This is a genomic window from Acinetobacter sichuanensis, assembly GCF_003024515.2.
GTDB lineage: Bacteria > Pseudomonadota > Gammaproteobacteria > Pseudomonadales > Moraxellaceae > Acinetobacter > Acinetobacter sichuanensis.
Window position 1 is genome coordinate 13,883 of record NZ_PYIX02000039.1, and the last position, 18,568, is coordinate 32,450.

Sequence of the window (18,568 nt, forward strand, 5' to 3'; positions counted from 1 at the left end):
TGAATTATTTTAGAGAATACCTAATATTGAGATGAAATAAATCGTCGCAAAATAATGCTGTTTTTTTAGGCAAAGCTGTTATGCTAAAAAGAATAAAAATAATGAAGAGGATATGCCATGAATTTTTTTTGCATAGGTCTCAGTCTCATCATATTGGGTACATTAGTAGGATGTGACCACAGTAAGCCTAAGCCCACGACGACAGAAGTTCGTACCATGATCATTGGTGGTATGCCTGTACATGAAAGAGATTATCGCTTAACAGCTCAAGATCATTTAAGAAATACAGTTGAGTAAAATATTGAACTTTGTTTAAAGTATTCGATTTCTTTTTTGATCTGATCAGTTAGAATGCCTGCAAACTTTGTTTAGGTATATATTGTGGAATCTTTATTGATTTTAGGCTCAATTGCTTTAGCGTTAATGCTCGGTGCAATCAGTCCAGGTCCTACATTTATTTATGTAGCGAAAAATTCAATTGCGATTTCACGTAAACACGGTTTGTTTACGGCTTTGGGAACGGGTACAGGTGCAGCCTTATTTGGCTTTCTGGCTGTCATGGGCTTACAGGCTGTTTTGTTGGCAGTGCCTTCAGCATATTTAGTTTTGAAAATCTGTGGTGGTCTGTATTTGCTGTGGCTCGCCTATAAAATTATTAAACATGCTAAAGACCCAATGGAACAAGCTGATGGGGAAACTCAGGTGATGAGTTATGCTCAGGCATATCGTTTGGGATTTATTACTCAAATGAGTAATCCGAAAATTGCCATTATTTTTGCCAGTGTTTTTACTGCACTTTTACCAAAAGAAATACCAAGTTATTTTTATGCAGTTTTACCGATGTTGTGCTTTTTTATTGATGCAGGTTGGTATTCGCTGGTGGCTGTTGCGTTGTCTGCGGAAAAGCCGCGCCGTGTGTATTTGAAGTTTAAAAAAGTGTTTGACCGTGTTGCAGGTGGGGTGATGACGGTGCTTGGCTTGAAATTAATTTTTGGGATGAAGTGATTTACAACTGAGTTATAAAGAAATATATTAAAATACAATTATTTATTTTTAAATTTTAAAATGTCACAAGTATATATTTCAGAACCTAATAAGCACATTGAAGAATATTTCGATTATTACTTTAATACTAAAAAGAATTTTGAATATGCTGTACTTTTAAATGGTGCATGGGGAAGTGGAAAAACTTGGTTTATTTAAAAATATATAAAAAAGATTGAGAGTATAGATAAAAAGGTAGCTTATGTAAGCTTAAATGGATTATCAAAAACCTCAGATATTGATGATGAAATTTTTCGATGCATTCATCCTAAGTTAGCAAGTAAAGGAGCTAAAATTTTAGGAAAGGTTGCTAAAGGAGCATTAAAAGCAGCTTTTCGCTTTGATTGGGATGGAGATTCTAAACCCGATGGTCAGCTAAGTGTCTCTGCTCCAGATATTAATATTCCCGAGTATTTAACAGTTTCTAATAAGTTTATTTTAATTTTTGATGATTTAGAACGTTGTGAGTTAAAGAAGGAAGAAGTGCTTGGCTATATTAATTATTTTGTAGAACAGGAAAATATTAAGACGCTGATCGTATCGAATGAAGAAGAAATTAAAGATAATGATGATTATGCTAGAAAGAAAGAGAAGTTAATTGGTGCGACTTTTAACTATACAGAAGATCAAAATTTAGCAATACAGAGTATTCTTGATGAAGTTGGTAAGGATGAATTGAAGGGGCGATTAATTGAGACTATTGATCTAATAACTCAAACATTTAATCAGGTCGGTTATAAAAACTTAAGATCATTTAAGCAGACAATTTTTTCTTTTGAAAGGTTTTATAAAAAAGAATATTTTGAGGGGAATGGTTTTTTTGACAAAGAAATTTTTGGAAGAATATTGAAATCTTTCATAATTTTATCACTTGAAAATAAGAAAGGATATTTTGAAAGAACAATATTAGAATTTAAAAAAGATGAGAAAGTAGACGATGGAGAAAAGGCAAATGCTCAATCTAGAATCTTAAAATCATTTCGTAGTATTAGTAGTACTGATTCTGAAAAGTTTATGAATAAATATAATTGCTCATTAAATGATTTCATATTTTCATCTAACTTATGGAATGAAATTTTAAGTTTAAATATTATTGAAGTTTCAAAAATTAAAGAAGAATTATATGAAAAATATTTTAGATTAAAAGGAGATCCACCTACTTGGTTTAAATTAATGGATTTTTGGGATTTAGATGAATTATCTTTTGATACTTTAATTAGGAAAGCACAAAATGAAATTGAAAATAATACCTTAATAGATGCTACGGATGTGCTTCATACAATAAGCATGCTAATTTATCTCAAAGAAAAAAACCTGATCTTCTTCTCAGTCAGTCCTTTATTACCAATAGCTAAAGCTCATTGGAAAAGTCTTACAACGGTTGATGAAAGAATGAAAAAAATAATAGATTTTAGCTTTATTGAATATTCTGGTTCATATGGCTTTTATGCAAACGGAATAGGGGAGTTTGATCAATTTATAAGGGAAGTAAGAGATTCATATGAGGATAAATATAAAGAAAATAATATAGAAAGAATAAAAGAGCTGTTAGATTTAATGGAAACAAATGGCATGCTTTTTGCTCAACGTATTAGCCTGACAAATAATGAAGAAAACTACTATTATGACTATCCAATTTTAAAAGAAATAGATTCTAAAATATTTGCAAAAAAACTTTGTGATATCAAAAGGAATCATTCGAATAGTATTCTTTATGGGCTTTCAAATAGATATACAGTACAAGCACCATTTAATATGTATAACGAAGAAAAAGAATGGTTCCATGCAGTAGAAAATTATATTAAATCAGAAATTTTATCTTCAGCTGATAGAATTTTGAAAGCTAAGATTAATCTAAAAATTTTACCAAAGATTTCAGAAATTAAAGAAGCAGTACAAGAGTAATAAAAAATCCGCTTCGAAAAGCGGATTTTTTTATTAAATATTTTAGAGATTAAGAAACCTTATCACCCGCTTTAGCTCCAGTTTCAGGTGAAATTACCCAAACACCTTCACCATTACCCGCAGCTAAAACCATACCATTTGAAATACCAAAACGCATTTTACGCGGTGCAAGATTAGCGACCATCACCACCAATTTACCTTTTAAATCTTCAGGTTGGTAGAACTCACGAATACCACTAAACACATTGCGAGGTTCAGCTTCACCGACATTTAAAGTCAATTGAAGAAGCTTGTCAGAACCTTCAACCGTTGCAGCATCTAAAACTTCAGCTACACGAAGATCAATTTTCATAAAATCTTCAATGCCGATGATCTCTGCTTCACCCACTTTAGGTTCAGGTTTTTTCTCAACTTTCTTTTCTTTCTTCTTCTCAACTTTTGCAGGTTCAGCCGCAGCCGCCAAAGAATCTTTAGAAGCATCGACCATTGCAGCAACCGCTTTCGGGTCTACACGTTGCATCAGTGGTTGGAACAAAGCAATTTCATGATCAAGTAAAGCCGTTTTGCTCGATACAAAATCAAAAGATTCAAGTTTTAAGAAGTCTTGAACTTGGCTTGCAAGTGTAGGCAGTACAGGCGCAAGATAAACTGCCAATTGACGGAACAGGTTAATACCAACAGAACAAACGTCATGAACTTGTTGTTCTTCGCCTTCAATTTTCGCAAGCGCCCAAGGTTTTTTCTCATCAATATATTGATTAGCTTTATCTGCAAGTGCCATAATTTCACGGATTGCAGTAGAGAACTCACGCGCTTCATAGGCTTTGGCAATCGAATCACCTGCATCAATAAAGCTTTGAACGAGTTCAGGTTCTGCACAGGTTGCAGACAATTTATTGTCAAACTTGGTGTTAATGAATTTTGCACAACGACTCGCAATATTCACCACTTTACCGACTAGGTCAGAATTTACTTTTTGTACAAAATCATCAAGATTCAAGTCAGAATCTTCAACTTTATCCGACAACTTAGATGCAAAGTAATAACGTAAATATTCAGGGTTTAAATGCTGTAAATAGGTTTCCGCTTTAATGAATGTGCCACGAGATTTCGACATCTTCTGACCATTGACTGTCAAGAAGCCATTTACAAATAAACCTGTTGGCGTGCGGTAGTTTGCACCTTCCAACATTGCAGGCCAGAACAGTGCATGGAAATACACGATGTCTTTACCAATGAAGTGATAAACTTCATTTTGAGAATCTTTTTTCCAATAATCGTCAAAGTTTAAGTCAGGACGTTTGATTTTGACATAGTTTTCAAAACTTGACATATAGCCAATTGGCGCATCGACCCAAACGTAGAAATATTTATTTGGTGCATCAGGAATTTCAAAACCAAAATAAGGTGCATCACGGGAAATATCCCAATCATTCAAGCCATTATCAAACCATTCGTCTAACTTATTTGCGATAGAAACAGGTAAACGACCTTCATCACGTGTCCATTTCTGCAAATATTCTGCAAAGTTTGGCAGTTTAAAGAAGTAGTGATCTGATGATTTTTCTACAGGGGTTGCTCCGCTCAAAGTAGAGCGTGGGTTTAATAATTCTGTTGCGTTATAGGTTGTACCGCAAACTTCACATGAGTCGCCATACTGATCTTCCGCTTTACATTTTGGGCATGTGCCTTTAATGAAACGGTCTGAAAGGAACATTTGTTTTTCAGGGTCAAATAACTGTGTTACAGGACGAATTGCAATATTGCCTGCTTCACGGTTTTTGATATAAATTTCTTCTGAACGGGCTTTATTTTCATCACTATTGGTTGAGTCATAGTGATCGAAATGCACACCAAAACCGTCAAAATCACGAATATGCTCTTTTTGAACATTGGCAATTTGCGCTTCAGGTGTGATGCCATTGGCTTCAGCACGTAGCATGATCGCTGTACCGTGTGCATCATCCGCGCAGACATAAGTCACATTATGACCCATTGCACGCATGGCACGAACCCAGATATCTGCTTGGATGTAACCGAGTAAATGACCCATATGAATAGGACCATTTGCGTATGGAAGGGCGTTAGTGACTAAAATATTTCGCACGGATATAACTCTCTTTCTCAAAGTTAATGCAAGGGCAATGATTTTAGCTTAATTGCGATCAAGATGCATGACAGAATCTGTGAAATATTTTCATATGTAGATTTTATGCAATTTCCTCATTTTCAATGATTCATTCAGCTAGAATAGCTTTGTTTCTTTCCCAAACTGTAATTGCCAAGAGTGACAGCACGATGATGCATGAAAACGATTTTGATATTGATCCTTATGACGATGAGTTTGATCGTGAAGTCACCCGTATTCCACAAAATAAAGGCAGTCAACAACTTGAGAAAAATGTCTTAAAAGAAGCACAGATTTACCTTGAAGATATTTCGGAAGATGAGCATTCATTTTTAATCAAAACCTTGCATCAACTTGCTAAAGAAGAATCGTACTTCAATGTCTTGGCAGATGATCTTGAACAGCCTATCGGGGCAAAATTTGCCAATGATGCATTGAATTTAATACATTTTTGGAAACTCATTCATGATGTGGAAGATGTTAAAACCTTTAATTTGTTGGATGTGATCCACGGAGAATTTTTTCAATCTGAAATGTTGAAAGCCTTCGATGAATTGGAAATAGGCGATCAGAAAGTACAGTATCGTGAAGTTTTACAGCAAAGTTTTAAGCTGTATGAAGCTCAGTTTTATGCAGGATGTGTGCCTTTGCTTTATGCACTTTTGGAAGGTTTGCTGACTGCTGTATTGCTTCAACATGGTTATTTAAAACAACAAGACACTAAATTTGTCGATGTCTATAAAATCGTACCGGGCTTAAAAGGCAATGAAATTAAGAGTTTGTGGCACAAGGCAAAAATTGCTCATGAAATGAATCCGTATTTCTCAGAACTTGCAGCCTATAAAATGGATAGTAGTTCCACCGTCACAGCGACACGGCATAATATTTTACATGGCACAGATCTGAATCATTTCAATCAAGGTCGTTGTTTTATCTTGTTTATTTGGTTGTTTGGTGCAGTGAGTTTTATGGGAAATGTGAGGTCTTAAGCAACTTCACCTAAATTTCACATTTCTCTCATATAAATCACAATTCATTGCGGCACAATAAGACCAAGTTCAAAAAGGATCATAAAAATGAGATCTTGGTCATTATTATTTTCGGCGCTTTGCGCCAGTATCGTGTCTGTGCTCAGTCTGGTTCTTCCATTTTGTTTATTTTTAAAGCTTTATCATGGTGATTTGTTCGTAGCAGCTTCAGAACGTAGCGCACAACGGGGTATAGAAGTCATGCTCTATCTCACCCCTTTTTTAATGATCATGGCATTTGTTGGTTTTTGGCTGATATTCAGATTTTTAAGAACACCGCATAAAATGTTTGAAATACAACGTTTTTTCACTGTTATACGTTGTTTGGGCATCGTTTGGCTAGGTTTGATTTTTTTGTGTCAATTTCTTGATGGCAGAATGGCTGAAATTATGGAAAGCCTGATTTTTGCGATCATCAGTCTGAGTGTTTTTGCTGTACCCTTGTTGATTGGTATTTGGAGTGGAAATTATATCTATTTGAAAAAATTAAATAAAAAGTGGAAGTTTAAACCTGCTTTACCATTGTTCCGAAAATATAAACGATTACAGTTTCCACCTTTATAAAAATTTTAAAATAAACACAGCCTTATTTCAGCTAAAGTATAAATTAATAAAAATATTCAAGGTGTTATCCATGTTGAAACTCATTGCAGAAGACTTTATTCAGGTGGATAAAATAGCTGAAGTCTTGCCTTTATATGCTGAACTGATTGAAAAAACCAAACAGGAACAAGGTTGTATCGCCTATGATCTTTATCATGATTTAAAAAATAAAGGGTATTTTGTTTTTATTGAGTAATGGATTGACCGTGCTGCATTGGATGCACATGTACAATCTGAACATTTCCAACGCTTAGTCCCTCTAATTGATGCTCATAAAAGACAAGAGGGTGTATTTACCCATATGCAAAAGTATGATGAGTTATTTTCAACACCATAATATTTAGCATTCATTTTCAATCATCTGTTTAATTTTGATGGCTTTTTCAAAATGATCTAATTTATGGGTTTGAATCCACCATGTTGCAACTTGCATGAGTGTTTCAGGGTCATCATTTTTATTGGCAAAAAATGCATAAAATGACAGACCAACACTGTCACCTTTTTTCGCAATTTTTTCATTGCAAATGGTGATCATTTTGCGAGTCATTTCGGGTGTCATTAGATCTTCCATTATTATTGTATACATACGATTTGGCATCTTATCTGAAAACTGAAAAAGTTCAGCGCAATAAATGATTCGTCAATAATTTAAAAATAGATTATAAATAATAGAGTGGCAAAAAGTTCCATACGTAACATTGCGTATGGTATTTATTGCAAATTGCTGTGTAATAATTCACCATTAAAAAATCGGTGTATAACTAAATCATTGATAAGCTTAGCTGAGCTTAAAATTACGCCATACCTATACTTCAGAGGATCAAGACATGACAATTGAAAAAAAAGTGGACGATTTAAAAGAAAAAGCATCTGAGTTAGGAGATGATCTCAAGCTGAAAGCAGATGAGGCAAAACTTGCAGGGGAAAAAGTGATTGATGATGTCAAGCATGAAGCAAAGGCAGCACAACTTGCAGGTGAGGAAAAAATAAATGAGTTAAAACATGATCTTAAAGAAGAGCATGCAGAACAGTCAGACGCTGCACATTCACAATTAGATGATGCTAAAGCCAAATGGAGTGATGCACAGCAGCAGGCACAGGAAAAGCTAGAGCATTTGAAAACTGAAGCATCACATAAGTTCGAAGAGGCTAAACTCAAAGCCAATGAACTCAAGCAAGAAGCATCGGTTAAGTTTGATGAACTTAAAGCACAAGCAACAACGAAATTTGATGAATTAAAAAAAGCTGCAACTGAAAAAATTAATTCATTCAAAAAAGATGATTCGGCAAAAGTGGATGAGCAAGATAAAGATCAACAAGTTTAGTGTGAAATTTGCTGAAGCGATTTAAAAAATGCACTTTATTGAGATGGATGAAGTGCATTTTTAAAGACTAAGAATTTAATTTTTATTTATTTTTGTTGATTAAAATGAGATTAAAACCAACTAAATGACTAAGATTTATAAGTACATTCAAAAAGCTTGATACAACTTGACTTAACCTAAGCGTCATTTACAGATAGACTATAGGCGTTTTAGGTGCATTTTCACTTTTTGGAGCAAATATATGTCGTGGCTTTCTTCTTTAAAATCGGTTTTTTCTCCTGCACAAGAGGTGAAAGAGGAAGAAATCCAAAATGTGCTTCAAAATTATATTTTACCAAACTCAAAAAACGCCTTAAAAGATCGTATTACACAGGTCAATGTACAAGGGCGAGTTTTACAAATCACGATTAATACTTTTCCTGAAGAAGCTGAGCATTTACAAAAAATTCATGATGATTTGGCTGATGCTTTGGAAAAATGTGGTATTCAAGAGTTGAATATGCATGTGATCCAACAAAAAATTCAACATGACCATAAACATGGTCATAGCTGCTCAAGTGATCAACATGGCAAAGAAGGTCATAGCTGTTCTTCTAAGCCACAAACACAAACTCAGAATCAAAGCCAAAAGTTACCGCCTGTAGTCGATGCTTCAGCACCACAATCACAAGCTGAAACTGATCCAAATAATCCACCTATTCAAAAAGCTGCACCCCAACAACGTGATGTGCCTAAACATCCACGGATTCAAAATGTCATCTTGGTGTCTTCAGGTAAAGGTGGTGTAGGTAAGTCTACCACGACTGTAAATTTAGCTTTGGCTTTACAAAAATTAGGGCTAAAAGTCGGTGTGCTCGATGCGGACATCTATGGACCAAGTATTCCTACTATGCTTGGAAATTCGGGGCAAACCCCAATGATTGAAGCTGAAAATTTTGTCCCGCTTGAAGCTTATGGCATGGCAGTGCTGTCTATTGGGCATTTGATTGGTAAAGAAAATACACCTGTCGCTTGGCGTGGACCAAAAGCAACAGGCGCTTTAATGCAGCTCTTTAACCAAACATTATGGCCTGATTTAGATGTACTTATGATTGATATGCCACCAGGAACAGGGGATATCCAATTAACGCTGGCACAGCGTATACCTGTGACAGGTGCAGTGATTGTAACAACACCGCAAAACGTCGCGTTAATGGATGCGGTCAAAGGCATCGAGTTATTTAATAAAGCACAAATTCCAGTGATGGGTGTAGTCGAAAATATGTCTACACATATTTGCTCGAACTGTGGTCATGAAGAGCAAATCTTTGGTACAGGTGGCGGTGATCAACTTGCTGAACAATATGACATTCCACTGCTTGGGCGTTTACCTTTAAATGTGCAAATTCGTGAAAATGTAGATGCAGGTAAGCCTTCTGTGGTGGCTAGTGATGATGCAGCGCCTCACTATATTGCGATAGCAGAAAAAATTGCCCAATCGCTCAATAAAGTTGAAAAAGACCCACAAAGAATTTTCTAATAGTGTCATCCTACGCCTTGCTTTTTTGGCATGGCGTAGGAAAATGATGACTTGGGGAGTCAGACGATGAAAAATTTAAATTTACTCAATAATAAAGTATTTATGAGCCTTGCTAATACAGCGAATGGCGACGTAAATGGCGCAACACGTTTTTATTACACACAAAAAGGCAAAGTCATTACCGCAAAATATGAGGGTGGTGTGGTACAGATTGGCTCGATTATCGGGCAAATGCTGTCTGATGATCACTTTGAAATTTGTTATCAACATTTAACAGTTACTGGCGAATTACGTACAGGGCAATGCAAAACCAAAATTGAATTACTAGAAAATGATGTCATCAAACTGGTTGAAAATTGGCAATGGTTAAATGGTGATTTATCCACAGGATATTCTGAATTGATTGAAGTGGTCTTAAATTAAAAGTCCGTTTAACTTAAATGCCGATTTTGCCATTTGCGCACCACACTCCAACGCCAATAAATACGAGTACCGAGAAAAAATAAAATCGCAAATAATAAAGCTTCAAAAAATAAACCTGTGGCTAAAATTTTAGCTAAACTAAAATCAATATGCCCATGACCAAAGTTTTGAATCCAATGAATAATTTGATGGAATACACCTAAGAGCATATCTTGATTGATCATTTGCACCTGATAAATTTTTGCACCAATCCAAAAAGCAAAAATAAGAATAGGAACAATCGTGAAGGGGTTCATAATCCATGCCAAAAGTAAGGCAATAGGTAAATTCGCCTCAAAAATTAAGACTGTTAATACAATCAAAGCGCTATGTAAGGGGATCGGTAAAATACCCCAAAATGTACCAATAAACATCGCATTGGAAATAGAGCGACGATTCACATACCAAAGCTGTGGATTTAGTGTGTGTTGACCAAAAAATTTCATAATTTTCAGATGATTGACTTTTTCGGGAGAAGGAAGCCATGATTTGAAAAAATGTTTTGCCATAATCATTGAACGTAAATCATAAGGGGTTATTGTGCATGATTGTTTATAAAAACAACAGGAAAATGATATTTTGTTAAAAAAAGATGAAGAGACAATACCAAGCTCAACTGAAAAATGGCTTAAAAGCACACAATGTTGAGTATATTTGCATAAATAATATTCAAAAATAAATGCTTATCTAAATTATTGCAATAAAATGACTTAAAAGTAATAAATTGTAAATTGTTTTTATTTTGTTGATATTTAATGTTATTTTTATTATTTATAGCGGTTTTATATCTCTACTTACAATTATTTTTTTGATAAGTCTGAGCAACTGATTTAATCTGCGCTCAATCATTTGATGAGGTCATTTAATGATTTCATGGTTCTTTATTGGTCTTGTGACCACAATTTTATTGACTCCTGGTCCAACCAATACTTTATTGGCTTCTTCAGGTATACAGGTGGGTATCCGCAAATCTCTAGGACTCATTCCTGCCGAAGCACTTGGTTATTTTATCGCAATTACTGTTTGGGGAACGTTGATTGGTGGTTTGTCTAAACAATTTCCAATGATTCCTGTGATATTAAAACTATTTAGCGCTGCTTTTATTATTTATTTGGCATTTCAGTTGTGGCATAAAGCACAGCCAAATCCTGACTATAATCAAGCTACGATACGTCCAAGATCGTTATTTTGTGCAACTTTACTCAATCCGAAAGCTTTACTTTTTGCTTCAGCAATTTTTCCGACTCATGTTTGGCATAATACGTCTGCTTATGTAACACATATGCTCACTTTTTTAATTTTGATTATTCCTATTGCATTTTTTTGGATATTTTTGGGTAAAAAGCTGACATCAAATAAAATCTCTTGGTTAAATCCGTTTAATATGCAACGTACAGCTTCTTTAATTTTAGTCGGTTTTTCCGTTCCTATTTGTTATTCTGCACTACTGAGCTTTTAGTTCATGATGCAATAAAGTAAAAACGAGTTTTAAACCCAGTGACATTTCAATCAAAGCTATTTTCAGTTAAAGTAGGCACAGTTTTGAGTTAAGCATTTTTGGAAAAATACATGGCAATTAAGTCTGATCGTTGGATTCGTGAAATGAGCGAAAAACACGGTATGATCGAACCGTATGCTGAGAACCAAGTTCGTTATGACGAAAATGGGGAAAAGTTGATTTCATATGGTGTATCAAGCTACGGTTATGATGTTCGTTGCGCACGTGAATTTAAAGTATTTACCAATGTGCATTCTGCAATTGTAGACCCAAAAAATTTCGATGATAAAAGCTTTATCGATATTGAATCTGATGTTTGTATTATTCCACCTAACTCCTTTGCTTTAGCGCGTACAGTAGAATATTTTCGTATTCCACGTAATGTTTTGACGGTTTGCTTAGGAAAATCGACCTATGCACGTTGTGGCATTATTGTGAATGTCACACCATTAGAACCTGAATGGGAAGGTCATGTGACCTTAGAGTTTTCAAATACGACAAACTTGCCTGCACGCATTTATGCGGGTGAAGGTGTTGCGCAAATGTTATTCTTTGAATCTGATGAAGTGTGTGAAACATCTTATAAAGATCGTGGTGGTAAATATCAAGGTCAAACAGGTGTGACTTTGCCTAAGGCATAAAATCCTTTAAATTTGATTTAGAGCTTAAAAGCAAGTGTTAATCACTTGCTTTTTTTATTGCTAAAAATAATGTGAGATATTTCTCTTTATTTTAACTTTAAATGTGGTGTTTTTCATTATTATTAATATTGCTTTAATCCTTTATTTAGGTTTATTTAAGATAATGTTTTTTATCTGAAAATGTTATCAAATTTCAATTTTTTTGATTATCTTGTCGCTGAAAATGTAAATATTTCCCTATTTTATTGGGGTGATTTTCCTGTTTTTTGTATCAGTATTTTTAGTGTAGAAATAAAATTTAAACCGACTAAGGATAGAGGCGTGAAATTTCAATTAAAATATTTAGCAATGTTGTGCGCATTAAGTAGTCTAGGGAATGGAGTTTCTCATGCAGCACCATTACAACCGTTGACTGATGAGCAGTTATCAGCAACGACAGGTCAGGCTTTGATGAGTTTGAGTTATGTTTCACCAACAGATGTAAGGAATTTAGAGACAGGTCGCAAAGGTGATACCACAATAGGTTTTTATAAACTCAGTATGGAAGCCAACTTAGAACTAAACTTAAATATTAATAAACTACAACTTGGCTGTGGTGGAAATAACAGTGCGGTAGCGGGTAAGGGTGGGCTGTGTGATATTGACATTGATAATATCAGTTTAAGTGGCTTAGGGAATACTGCAACATCCAATACAAACAGTGAAAGTGATCGTGCAGCAAGAGCGGGTTCTAGTGCAGTTTTATCAAATCCATTTATGGAGTTTGCGATCAAAAATCCAGATAAAGCCTCACAGCGAGAACTAGTCGGAGTTCGATTAAGTGCCGAAAAGGCATTAGGCTTAATTTCTTTTGGTAAGGAAAACTTAAAAGATAATAATAACAATGGGATACCAAATGGTATCAATAGCCTGAGTGGTTATATGGAAATTGCACCACAAAAAGGCTCAGCAACCATTAATCCTATTACAATCAGTCAAAATGGCACAATGAATCCCACAGACGTTGCTTTGAAAGGTAAGGCTTGTGATACGTTACTTATTTTTGGCGGATGTGGCGTGCTCAGACCTAATTATGTGACCACAAGTTATGATATTACTTTAACCCCTCAGTCTGTTGCGACTTTAGATTTGCCTCAGCAAATCATTACAGGGAAAAGAATTAATTCAGCGACGTTGAATGCTAGTACAACAGTGAATAATATTCTTTTATCAGGTAATTTAGCGGCAGATACTGATTTACTGGGGATAAAAATCTCAGGTAAGACTTCAGGTGTGCTTAATAATCTAAAGGTAAATGCGATTATTGATGAAAATTTAGGTCTATTTCATAAAGCAAGTTTAAATGGAACTTCTGCATCATTATCTTTACAGTCTAAAGATATTCAGTGGACAGGTGCAAAGTCAGTTGCTCAAAAAGGTTGGTGGCTTGAGTTTTCAAACCCAATTGATATTGGGGATATTACTCCAAATAAAAATGTAGATATTGCTATGCCGACTATTAAAGATGCTCTAGCTGAGGTGAATAAATATTTAGGGGCAAATTATGTACAATGTGGCACACTAGCAACAAGTTGTTTATTAGGTAATATTCCGTTAGGAACTGCAAATTTACCCAATAACGCTAATCCTGTTAATATGGATATGACAAATCTATCCTTAAAAAATCAGGACTTCACACCTAACTGTTATGGAACTTTAAAGTTCTGTTAAAGATACAGAACATTACAAATATTTTTAGCTGAGTTTTAAACTAACCAATTGAAAAAATTGAGTTAAAAAACAGAATGCTCCACATTCATCGGAAAAATAAGTCTACGGGCTTATTTTTTTTGCATTTGCTAAAATTTTAAGCATAATAGAAAATGAGAAAAGGTTGGCAAAATTGGATTATTGCCGTAGTTGAACAAAATTAGTGGTCATTTGTTCAAAAAAGAGTGTTTAGAAAAATAAAATATGGTGCGGAGCATCGTATAAATTAGGAAGGTCAAGATGACTCAGTTTAGTTATACGGTAAAGTTGAAAAAGACGGTGCTGGCTTCACTGTTAGGACTTGGTTTGACACAGTCATGCTTTGCATTGGAAGCATTGACAGATGAGAACTTAAGTGAGTCTACAGGTGAAGGAATTGCATTTTTACCTGAAAATGTAAAAATGGTTTTCCAAGCAGCAAATGACGGTTTAGTCGATGCCAAAGCAGATTGGGCAGATCGCAAAAAAGACACAGGTCTAATTCGTATGATCCCTGTGGGACCATTAACTACAGTAGCTGCAAATGCTGGTGCAAAAAAAGCAGATATTTTCTTATATGGTTTAGCGCTGTCTCGTACCGATGGTAATTTGAATTCACGTTTTAGTAATATTGGTGCAAGTTCTGGTAGTGAAAGTAATCCTTGGGTGATGAGTGTTGAGACACAATCTATTCCAAACTTTGCAGGTGTTTCTAAACCTTTAAGTTATTTACAATTAGAAGCACCATTAGCAAAACAAGGGCTTTATCTTCCACCCGAAACTATAAAATTAGGTTTATGGGGGGATGTTTTTGCAAGAGATGCATCTGTTGCTAAAACTTTTGATGTAAGCAAAGGAGCACCTGAGACAAATGCTGGTCTAGTTGAAAAACTACGCTTACAAGTCATTGCAAATGGACTTTATTTAAATGGTTCACAAGCCCGTATTTTTCAAACATTAGATGGTGCAACCACAGGTGTAGGTGGATTGTCTGCGAGTTATAATAATACTTTAGGTCTTGGTTTATTGTTAAGACTAAATACAGATTATGATTCTCACATTGCAAATAATTGGTCAGATAAAGTTTTACGTATCAGTACACGTGAAAAAGCAGGAACAGCTAAAGATTTAACAACACCTGCAATTAATGGTGGATCTGCTCCAGATTTCGATGATACAGAGGGGCTTTATATGTATAGCCCAAATATTAACTTAGTTTTAGGCAATATTTATCAACCTCTTATCATTGATACTCCTGACGGTAAAAACTTAACACTCGAAGTGACCCGTATTCCAAATCAAGCGAGTGTCTATAAAAATATTTATACAGACTATTCAGGAAGTGATACTAGTTATAAAGGTTCCACTTGTAATGTTCGTTCTTGTGGTGATGTTAGAACAATTGCAGGTACTTCATATCAAGGTACTAATGCAACGCATAGTAGTATCTCGATTGGTAAAGTTGGTTTTGATGCTGCAAATAAAAATCTTAGTATCACAGATAAATCAACGAGTGCAACAGGGGTTTTAATGCGAGGACCAAGTGGCGATGTCAACTTAGGTTCAGCTGCAATAGATGGTTTATTGATTCAGCACTTTAAAATCACGACGACAGGTTTATAGGAGCTTTATATGAAATTAATATTAGGTTCTTTATTGCTTTTAGCAACATCGGTTCAAGCAGGTTTGGTGGGTTTGGATAATGAGCAGTTAGGTGAGGTCAATGGACAAGGTGGGGCTGATTTAAGCTGGACATTATCTTTAAACCACAAAGCTACTTCAGATGGAACGCTATCTCGAGAATATGAATGTAGCAATAATCTTTATTGTCGTTTAGCAATTTCACCCAATAACCGTAAAGATGCTGCTGGTAATATGTACTGGTTGGTATTTAAACAATTACAAGGCACATTACAGTTGGATAAATTTCAACTAGATGGTGTTCCTGTGAGTGTTGGTGCACCTTCTGCACCAGTCAATCGAACTGCTTTGCAGCTTACATTTGGTATTGGTAAAGATAGTGCAGGTGCTGAGACTTATTTTCAACCGCTCAAAATTCGTAACTTTGGTTATGCTGCATTACAAATTGAAAAAGATGCGGATGGTGGCACAAACCCAGCAACAAAAGGGTATTTAAATAATATTAGATATCCAGATACGATAGCATCGGTTTATGACCGTGGTCAGGAAACGGGCTTTACGGGATTAAATATGCATGGAAATCTTGCGCTTGCAGGAACATTAAAAGTTTTTGGATGTAGTGGTAATACATCGGGTGCATCACGTTGTTAAAAACTGTCTTATAGTTTTAAGATGGACAATAATCACAGGTAGGAATAAGTGATGAGAAAAAAAATAATACAGTTAAATCTATTAACTTTGAGTATTTTATATGCTCAGCATGGTTTTGCTTTACAGGAACTAGAAGATAGCTCTTTAAGTCAGATCTCAGGTCAAGATGGGATCAGTCTGCAAATAGATGCAACCAAAGTGCAAATTGGTCAGGTCAATTGGAAAGATAGTACTCAAACTTCAACAGGCGCAAATAGTGTCCTTAACGTCAATATGAGTAATATCGAAACCACACCTTATAAGTCTGGTGGACTTAAGGCAGCATTTACAGCAGACGTTGGCGGAAAACCTGGTGCTAGTGCTGCTGCATCAAATGGATTACGTTTAGGTGCAGTATTTGGTCCAGCAACCATGAATATCAAGAGTTTAGCTGTTTGTCCTAATGGTGCAGGTATTACTGCCGACTGTAGTGGTGCAAATAGTCAATCTTTGGGCGGGCTAACTTTTCAAAATCGTAAAGACTTAACATTTTCACTTGAAACTCAAAGTGGTCTATTTAATGGTGGAAGTTTAGCAAGTTTAGGCTTCGGTCTTAAAAATGCTAATCTTTTTTACACCCTAGATACAGGTTCGTCATTTAACCAACTTATTTTAAAAGACTTTAACTTTAACTTTGCAGGTAATGGTTATTTATATTTAGATCCAGCAGATGGTTTAGTATTATCAACAAATAAAAAAGGAGAAACTTCTAGTGCGAACACTGTAGTCCTAGGTGATGTTGATGATCCAGATTTTAGTGGGAAAAAACAGTCTGGTTTAAATGTCGATTTACGTTATAAAACCAATGTAGGTTCAGACTATACCAAATACCAAGCAACAGGCACGGATACTGATATTTTAAGTTTTGGTCGAATAGGTGCTTCTGGTACGCTTAAAAATGCGTATATTAAGGTTAATGGTGATGCTCCCACTACTTTAGGTGCTTCAACAACAGGAACAACTAATACAGGAACAGGTAGTTTAGCGGGTAGTGGTGGTTTGCATATGCAAATGAAAGCCGACTTTGCGAAAGATACAACTAATCCAGCAGATCAAAAAACCTATTTTGATTTAGGATTATCTGGAAAAAATGCTTATGTATTGCGCTATGGAAATTTAACAGCATTACAAGTTCGTAAGGATACAACAAATAGTCCAACAGTGCTGAATACAGATTTACCCTATATTAATTTTGGTCATGTTTATATTAATGCAGCACAAACCAATACAATTGATTTTCCTATTAGTGCTTTGTTGAATAAAGTTTATGCAGGTAATTTTTCATCTTCGGTTTTAAAAACAGCTTTATATAATTCACCAAGTACGACGCCTTCTAATGCCTTAGTCGTTGCCGTGCGTGGGATGGATTTTCAAGCAATTGCTCGTCAGGGTTCATTATTCCCAGATAATAGTATTGTAAATCCAGTAACTAACTCAGGTGGTACATGGGGATTAGGCTTACCTATTTATAACTTGAATAGTAATGTTGGTCTCTATGGTATTAAAGCTGCTAATAATACAGAGCAAAAACTCGGTTTTGGTATCTCAATGAGTACGGAAGGTCGTGATAGTATAGGCTCAAAAACAACCTCTATTATGTTGATCGATGGTGCAATTAATCCTAACAATAGTAGTGAGACAGTTAACTACTATGCAGGATTAAGAAATATTAATTTATTTGCAAACTTAACAGGCACATTGGGTTTTGTAGATAGCGGTTTATGGCTTTATGTACCTAAATTAGTAGCTGCTTTAGATGCTGAAGTGGCAATCGGTCAGTTGCCTGGTTCTCGTATTGTATCTAGCGCATGTACAACTCTTTCAACAAGTAATTGCTTTGTTCCAAGTAATAACTTTACTAATTATAATGATGTTTTATTTGGTATATCAGCGCGTATTGATGGCTCAGCTAATTTGATTTTAGCACCAAATACAGGAACTGGTTTGGTTATTTATGGTGATATTACACTAAATGCAGGAACTATTGGTACAGCTCCTAATCAAGTTCCAGCAAACTATTTACGAATTAGTGATAAATCAGGCAGTGGTCAATATGACTCCCCATCACAACTAGGAATTGATGGACTATCAGGAAAGTTTAACTTAAATAGTCGAATAGGTATGGATGCAAAAACTATAACTTTTACAAATACTATGAAAGTAAATGCTACTAGTAATCCAACAGATGTCCTAAAAGCAGATGTAAATTTATATCCAAAAGTGTTAGGTACATCGGCTAGTCCAGCAGTATTGCCTGCACCACAAACATTAGGACAGATGGTGATGACAGGCGGCAACATTCGTAGCACATTTGGTATTACACCACGCTGATTTTTATTTAAAAATATTTAAAGCG

General features: G+C 35.2%; 18 protein-coding genes and 1 pseudogene. 16 read left to right on the top strand and 3 right to left on the bottom strand.

Annotated elements, in window-relative coordinates; all coding sequences use genetic code 11:
• Positions 1-117 precede the first annotated feature (117 nt).
• The 4 genes from C9E89_RS17545 to C9E89_RS23855 all read left to right on the top strand — a co-directional run bounded on the left by C9E89_RS17545 (position 118) and on the right by C9E89_RS23855 (position 2,949).
• Positions 118-297 carry an NF038215 family lipoprotein gene (locus tag C9E89_RS17545; RefSeq protein WP_107009635.1) on the top strand — a complete coding sequence of 60 codons (180 nt, stop codon included), beginning with the start codon at positions 118-120 and terminating at the stop codon, positions 295-297.
• 84 nt (positions 298-381) lie between these two features.
• Positions 382-1,005 carry a LysE family translocator gene (locus C9E89_RS17550; protein WP_107009634.1) on the top strand — a complete coding sequence of 208 codons (624 nt, stop codon included), beginning with the start codon at positions 382-384 and terminating at the stop codon, positions 1,003-1,005.
• 60 nt (positions 1,006-1,065) lie between these two features.
• Positions 1,066-1,203 (top strand): P-loop NTPase fold protein, encoded by a 138-nt coding sequence (locus C9E89_RS23335; RefSeq protein ID WP_171405169.1) that lies wholly within the window; start codon positions 1,066-1,068, stop codon positions 1,201-1,203.
• A 324-nt stretch (positions 1,204-1,527) separates the two neighbouring features.
• Positions 1,528-2,949, top strand: coding sequence for a hypothetical protein (locus C9E89_RS23855; RefSeq protein WP_228199062.1), 1,422 nt, complete (start codon positions 1,528-1,530; stop codon positions 2,947-2,949).
• Between the two features lie 49 nt (positions 2,950-2,998).
• Here C9E89_RS23855 and metG read toward each other — a convergent pair whose 3' ends face one another.
• Positions 2,999-5,056 (bottom strand): methionine--tRNA ligase, encoded by a 2,058-nt coding sequence (gene metG, locus C9E89_RS17560; RefSeq protein WP_107009633.1) that lies wholly within the window; start codon positions 5,054-5,056, stop codon positions 2,999-3,001.
• Positions 5,057-5,250: 194 nt separating this feature from the next.
• Here metG and C9E89_RS17565 point away from each other — a divergent pair, with 194 nt between their 5' ends.
• The 3 genes and pseudogenes from C9E89_RS17565 (at position 5,251) to C9E89_RS23860 (ending at position 7,045) form a co-directional block, all read left to right on the top strand.
• Positions 5,251-6,066, top strand: coding sequence for a hypothetical protein (locus C9E89_RS17565; RefSeq protein ID WP_378227408.1), 816 nt, complete (start codon positions 5,251-5,253; stop codon positions 6,064-6,066).
• An 87-nt stretch (positions 6,067-6,153) separates the two neighbouring features.
• A complete protein-coding gene (locus tag C9E89_RS17570; protein WP_107009631.1) occupies positions 6,154-6,669 on the top strand; it encodes a hypothetical protein in 516 nt (171 codons plus the stop codon).
• Between the two features lie 70 nt (positions 6,670-6,739).
• Positions 6,740-7,045: pseudogene (locus C9E89_RS23860) on the top strand (putative quinol monooxygenase).
• A gap of 3 nt (positions 7,046-7,048) precedes the next feature.
• Here C9E89_RS23860 and C9E89_RS17580 read toward each other — a convergent pair.
• On the bottom strand, positions 7,049-7,267 hold the full coding sequence (locus tag C9E89_RS17580) for a DUF6500 family protein (RefSeq protein WP_107009629.1): 219 nt from the start codon (positions 7,265-7,267) through the stop codon (positions 7,049-7,051).
• Positions 7,268-7,535: 268 nt separating this feature from the next.
• On the opposite strand from C9E89_RS17580, the gene C9E89_RS17585 reads away from it, so the two are divergent.
• From C9E89_RS17585 to C9E89_RS17595, 3 genes are all read left to right on the top strand, one after another.
• Complete coding sequence (locus C9E89_RS17585; protein WP_107009628.1) at positions 7,536-8,033, top strand: hypothetical protein; 498 nt, start codon at positions 7,536-7,538, stop codon at positions 8,031-8,033.
• Positions 8,034-8,274: 241 nt separating this feature from the next.
• On the top strand, positions 8,275-9,552 hold the full coding sequence (apbC, locus tag C9E89_RS17590) for an iron-sulfur cluster carrier protein ApbC (protein ID WP_107009627.1): 1,278 nt from the start codon (positions 8,275-8,277) through the stop codon (positions 9,550-9,552).
• 66 nt (positions 9,553-9,618) lie between these two features.
• On the top strand, positions 9,619-9,975 hold the full coding sequence (locus tag C9E89_RS17595) for a hypothetical protein (RefSeq protein WP_107009626.1): 357 nt from the start codon (positions 9,619-9,621) through the stop codon (positions 9,973-9,975).
• Positions 9,976-9,983: 8 nt separating this feature from the next.
• On the opposite strand, the gene C9E89_RS17600 is transcribed toward C9E89_RS17595, so the two are convergent.
• A complete protein-coding gene (locus C9E89_RS17600; protein WP_107009651.1) occupies positions 9,984-10,523 on the bottom strand; it encodes a DUF2062 domain-containing protein in 540 nt (179 codons plus the stop codon).
• 356 nt (positions 10,524-10,879) lie between these two features.
• Between C9E89_RS17600 and C9E89_RS17605 the strand changes: the two genes are divergently transcribed.
• The 6 genes from C9E89_RS17605 to C9E89_RS17630 all read left to right on the top strand — a co-directional run bounded on the left by C9E89_RS17605 (position 10,880) and on the right by C9E89_RS17630 (position 18,543).
• Positions 10,880-11,473 (top strand): LysE family translocator, encoded by a 594-nt coding sequence (locus C9E89_RS17605; protein WP_107009625.1) that lies wholly within the window; start codon positions 10,880-10,882, stop codon positions 11,471-11,473.
• A 110-nt stretch (positions 11,474-11,583) separates the two neighbouring features.
• Positions 11,584-12,153, top strand: a complete 570-nt coding sequence (gene dcd / locus C9E89_RS17610) for a dCTP deaminase (RefSeq protein WP_005008040.1) — start codon at positions 11,584-11,586, stop codon at positions 12,151-12,153.
• Positions 12,154-12,501: 348 nt separating this feature from the next.
• Positions 12,502-13,863 (top strand): hypothetical protein, encoded by a 1,362-nt coding sequence (locus C9E89_RS17615; protein ID WP_107009650.1) that lies wholly within the window; start codon positions 12,502-12,504, stop codon positions 13,861-13,863.
• A gap of 279 nt (positions 13,864-14,142) precedes the next feature.
• A complete protein-coding gene (locus C9E89_RS17620) occupies positions 14,143-15,504 on the top strand; it encodes a hypothetical protein (RefSeq protein ID WP_107009624.1) in 1,362 nt (453 codons plus the stop codon).
• A 9-nt stretch (positions 15,505-15,513) separates the two neighbouring features.
• Positions 15,514-16,173: a hypothetical protein gene (locus C9E89_RS17625; RefSeq protein ID WP_107009623.1), complete on the top strand. Its 660-nt coding sequence runs from the start codon at positions 15,514-15,516 to the stop codon at positions 16,171-16,173.
• A gap of 51 nt (positions 16,174-16,224) precedes the next feature.
• The gene (locus C9E89_RS17630; RefSeq protein ID WP_107009622.1) at positions 16,225-18,543 is read left to right on the top strand and encodes a DUF6160 family protein; all 2,319 of its coding nucleotides are present in this window, start codon (positions 16,225-16,227) and stop codon (positions 18,541-18,543) included.
• The last annotated feature ends 25 nt before the right edge of the window (positions 18,544-18,568 follow it).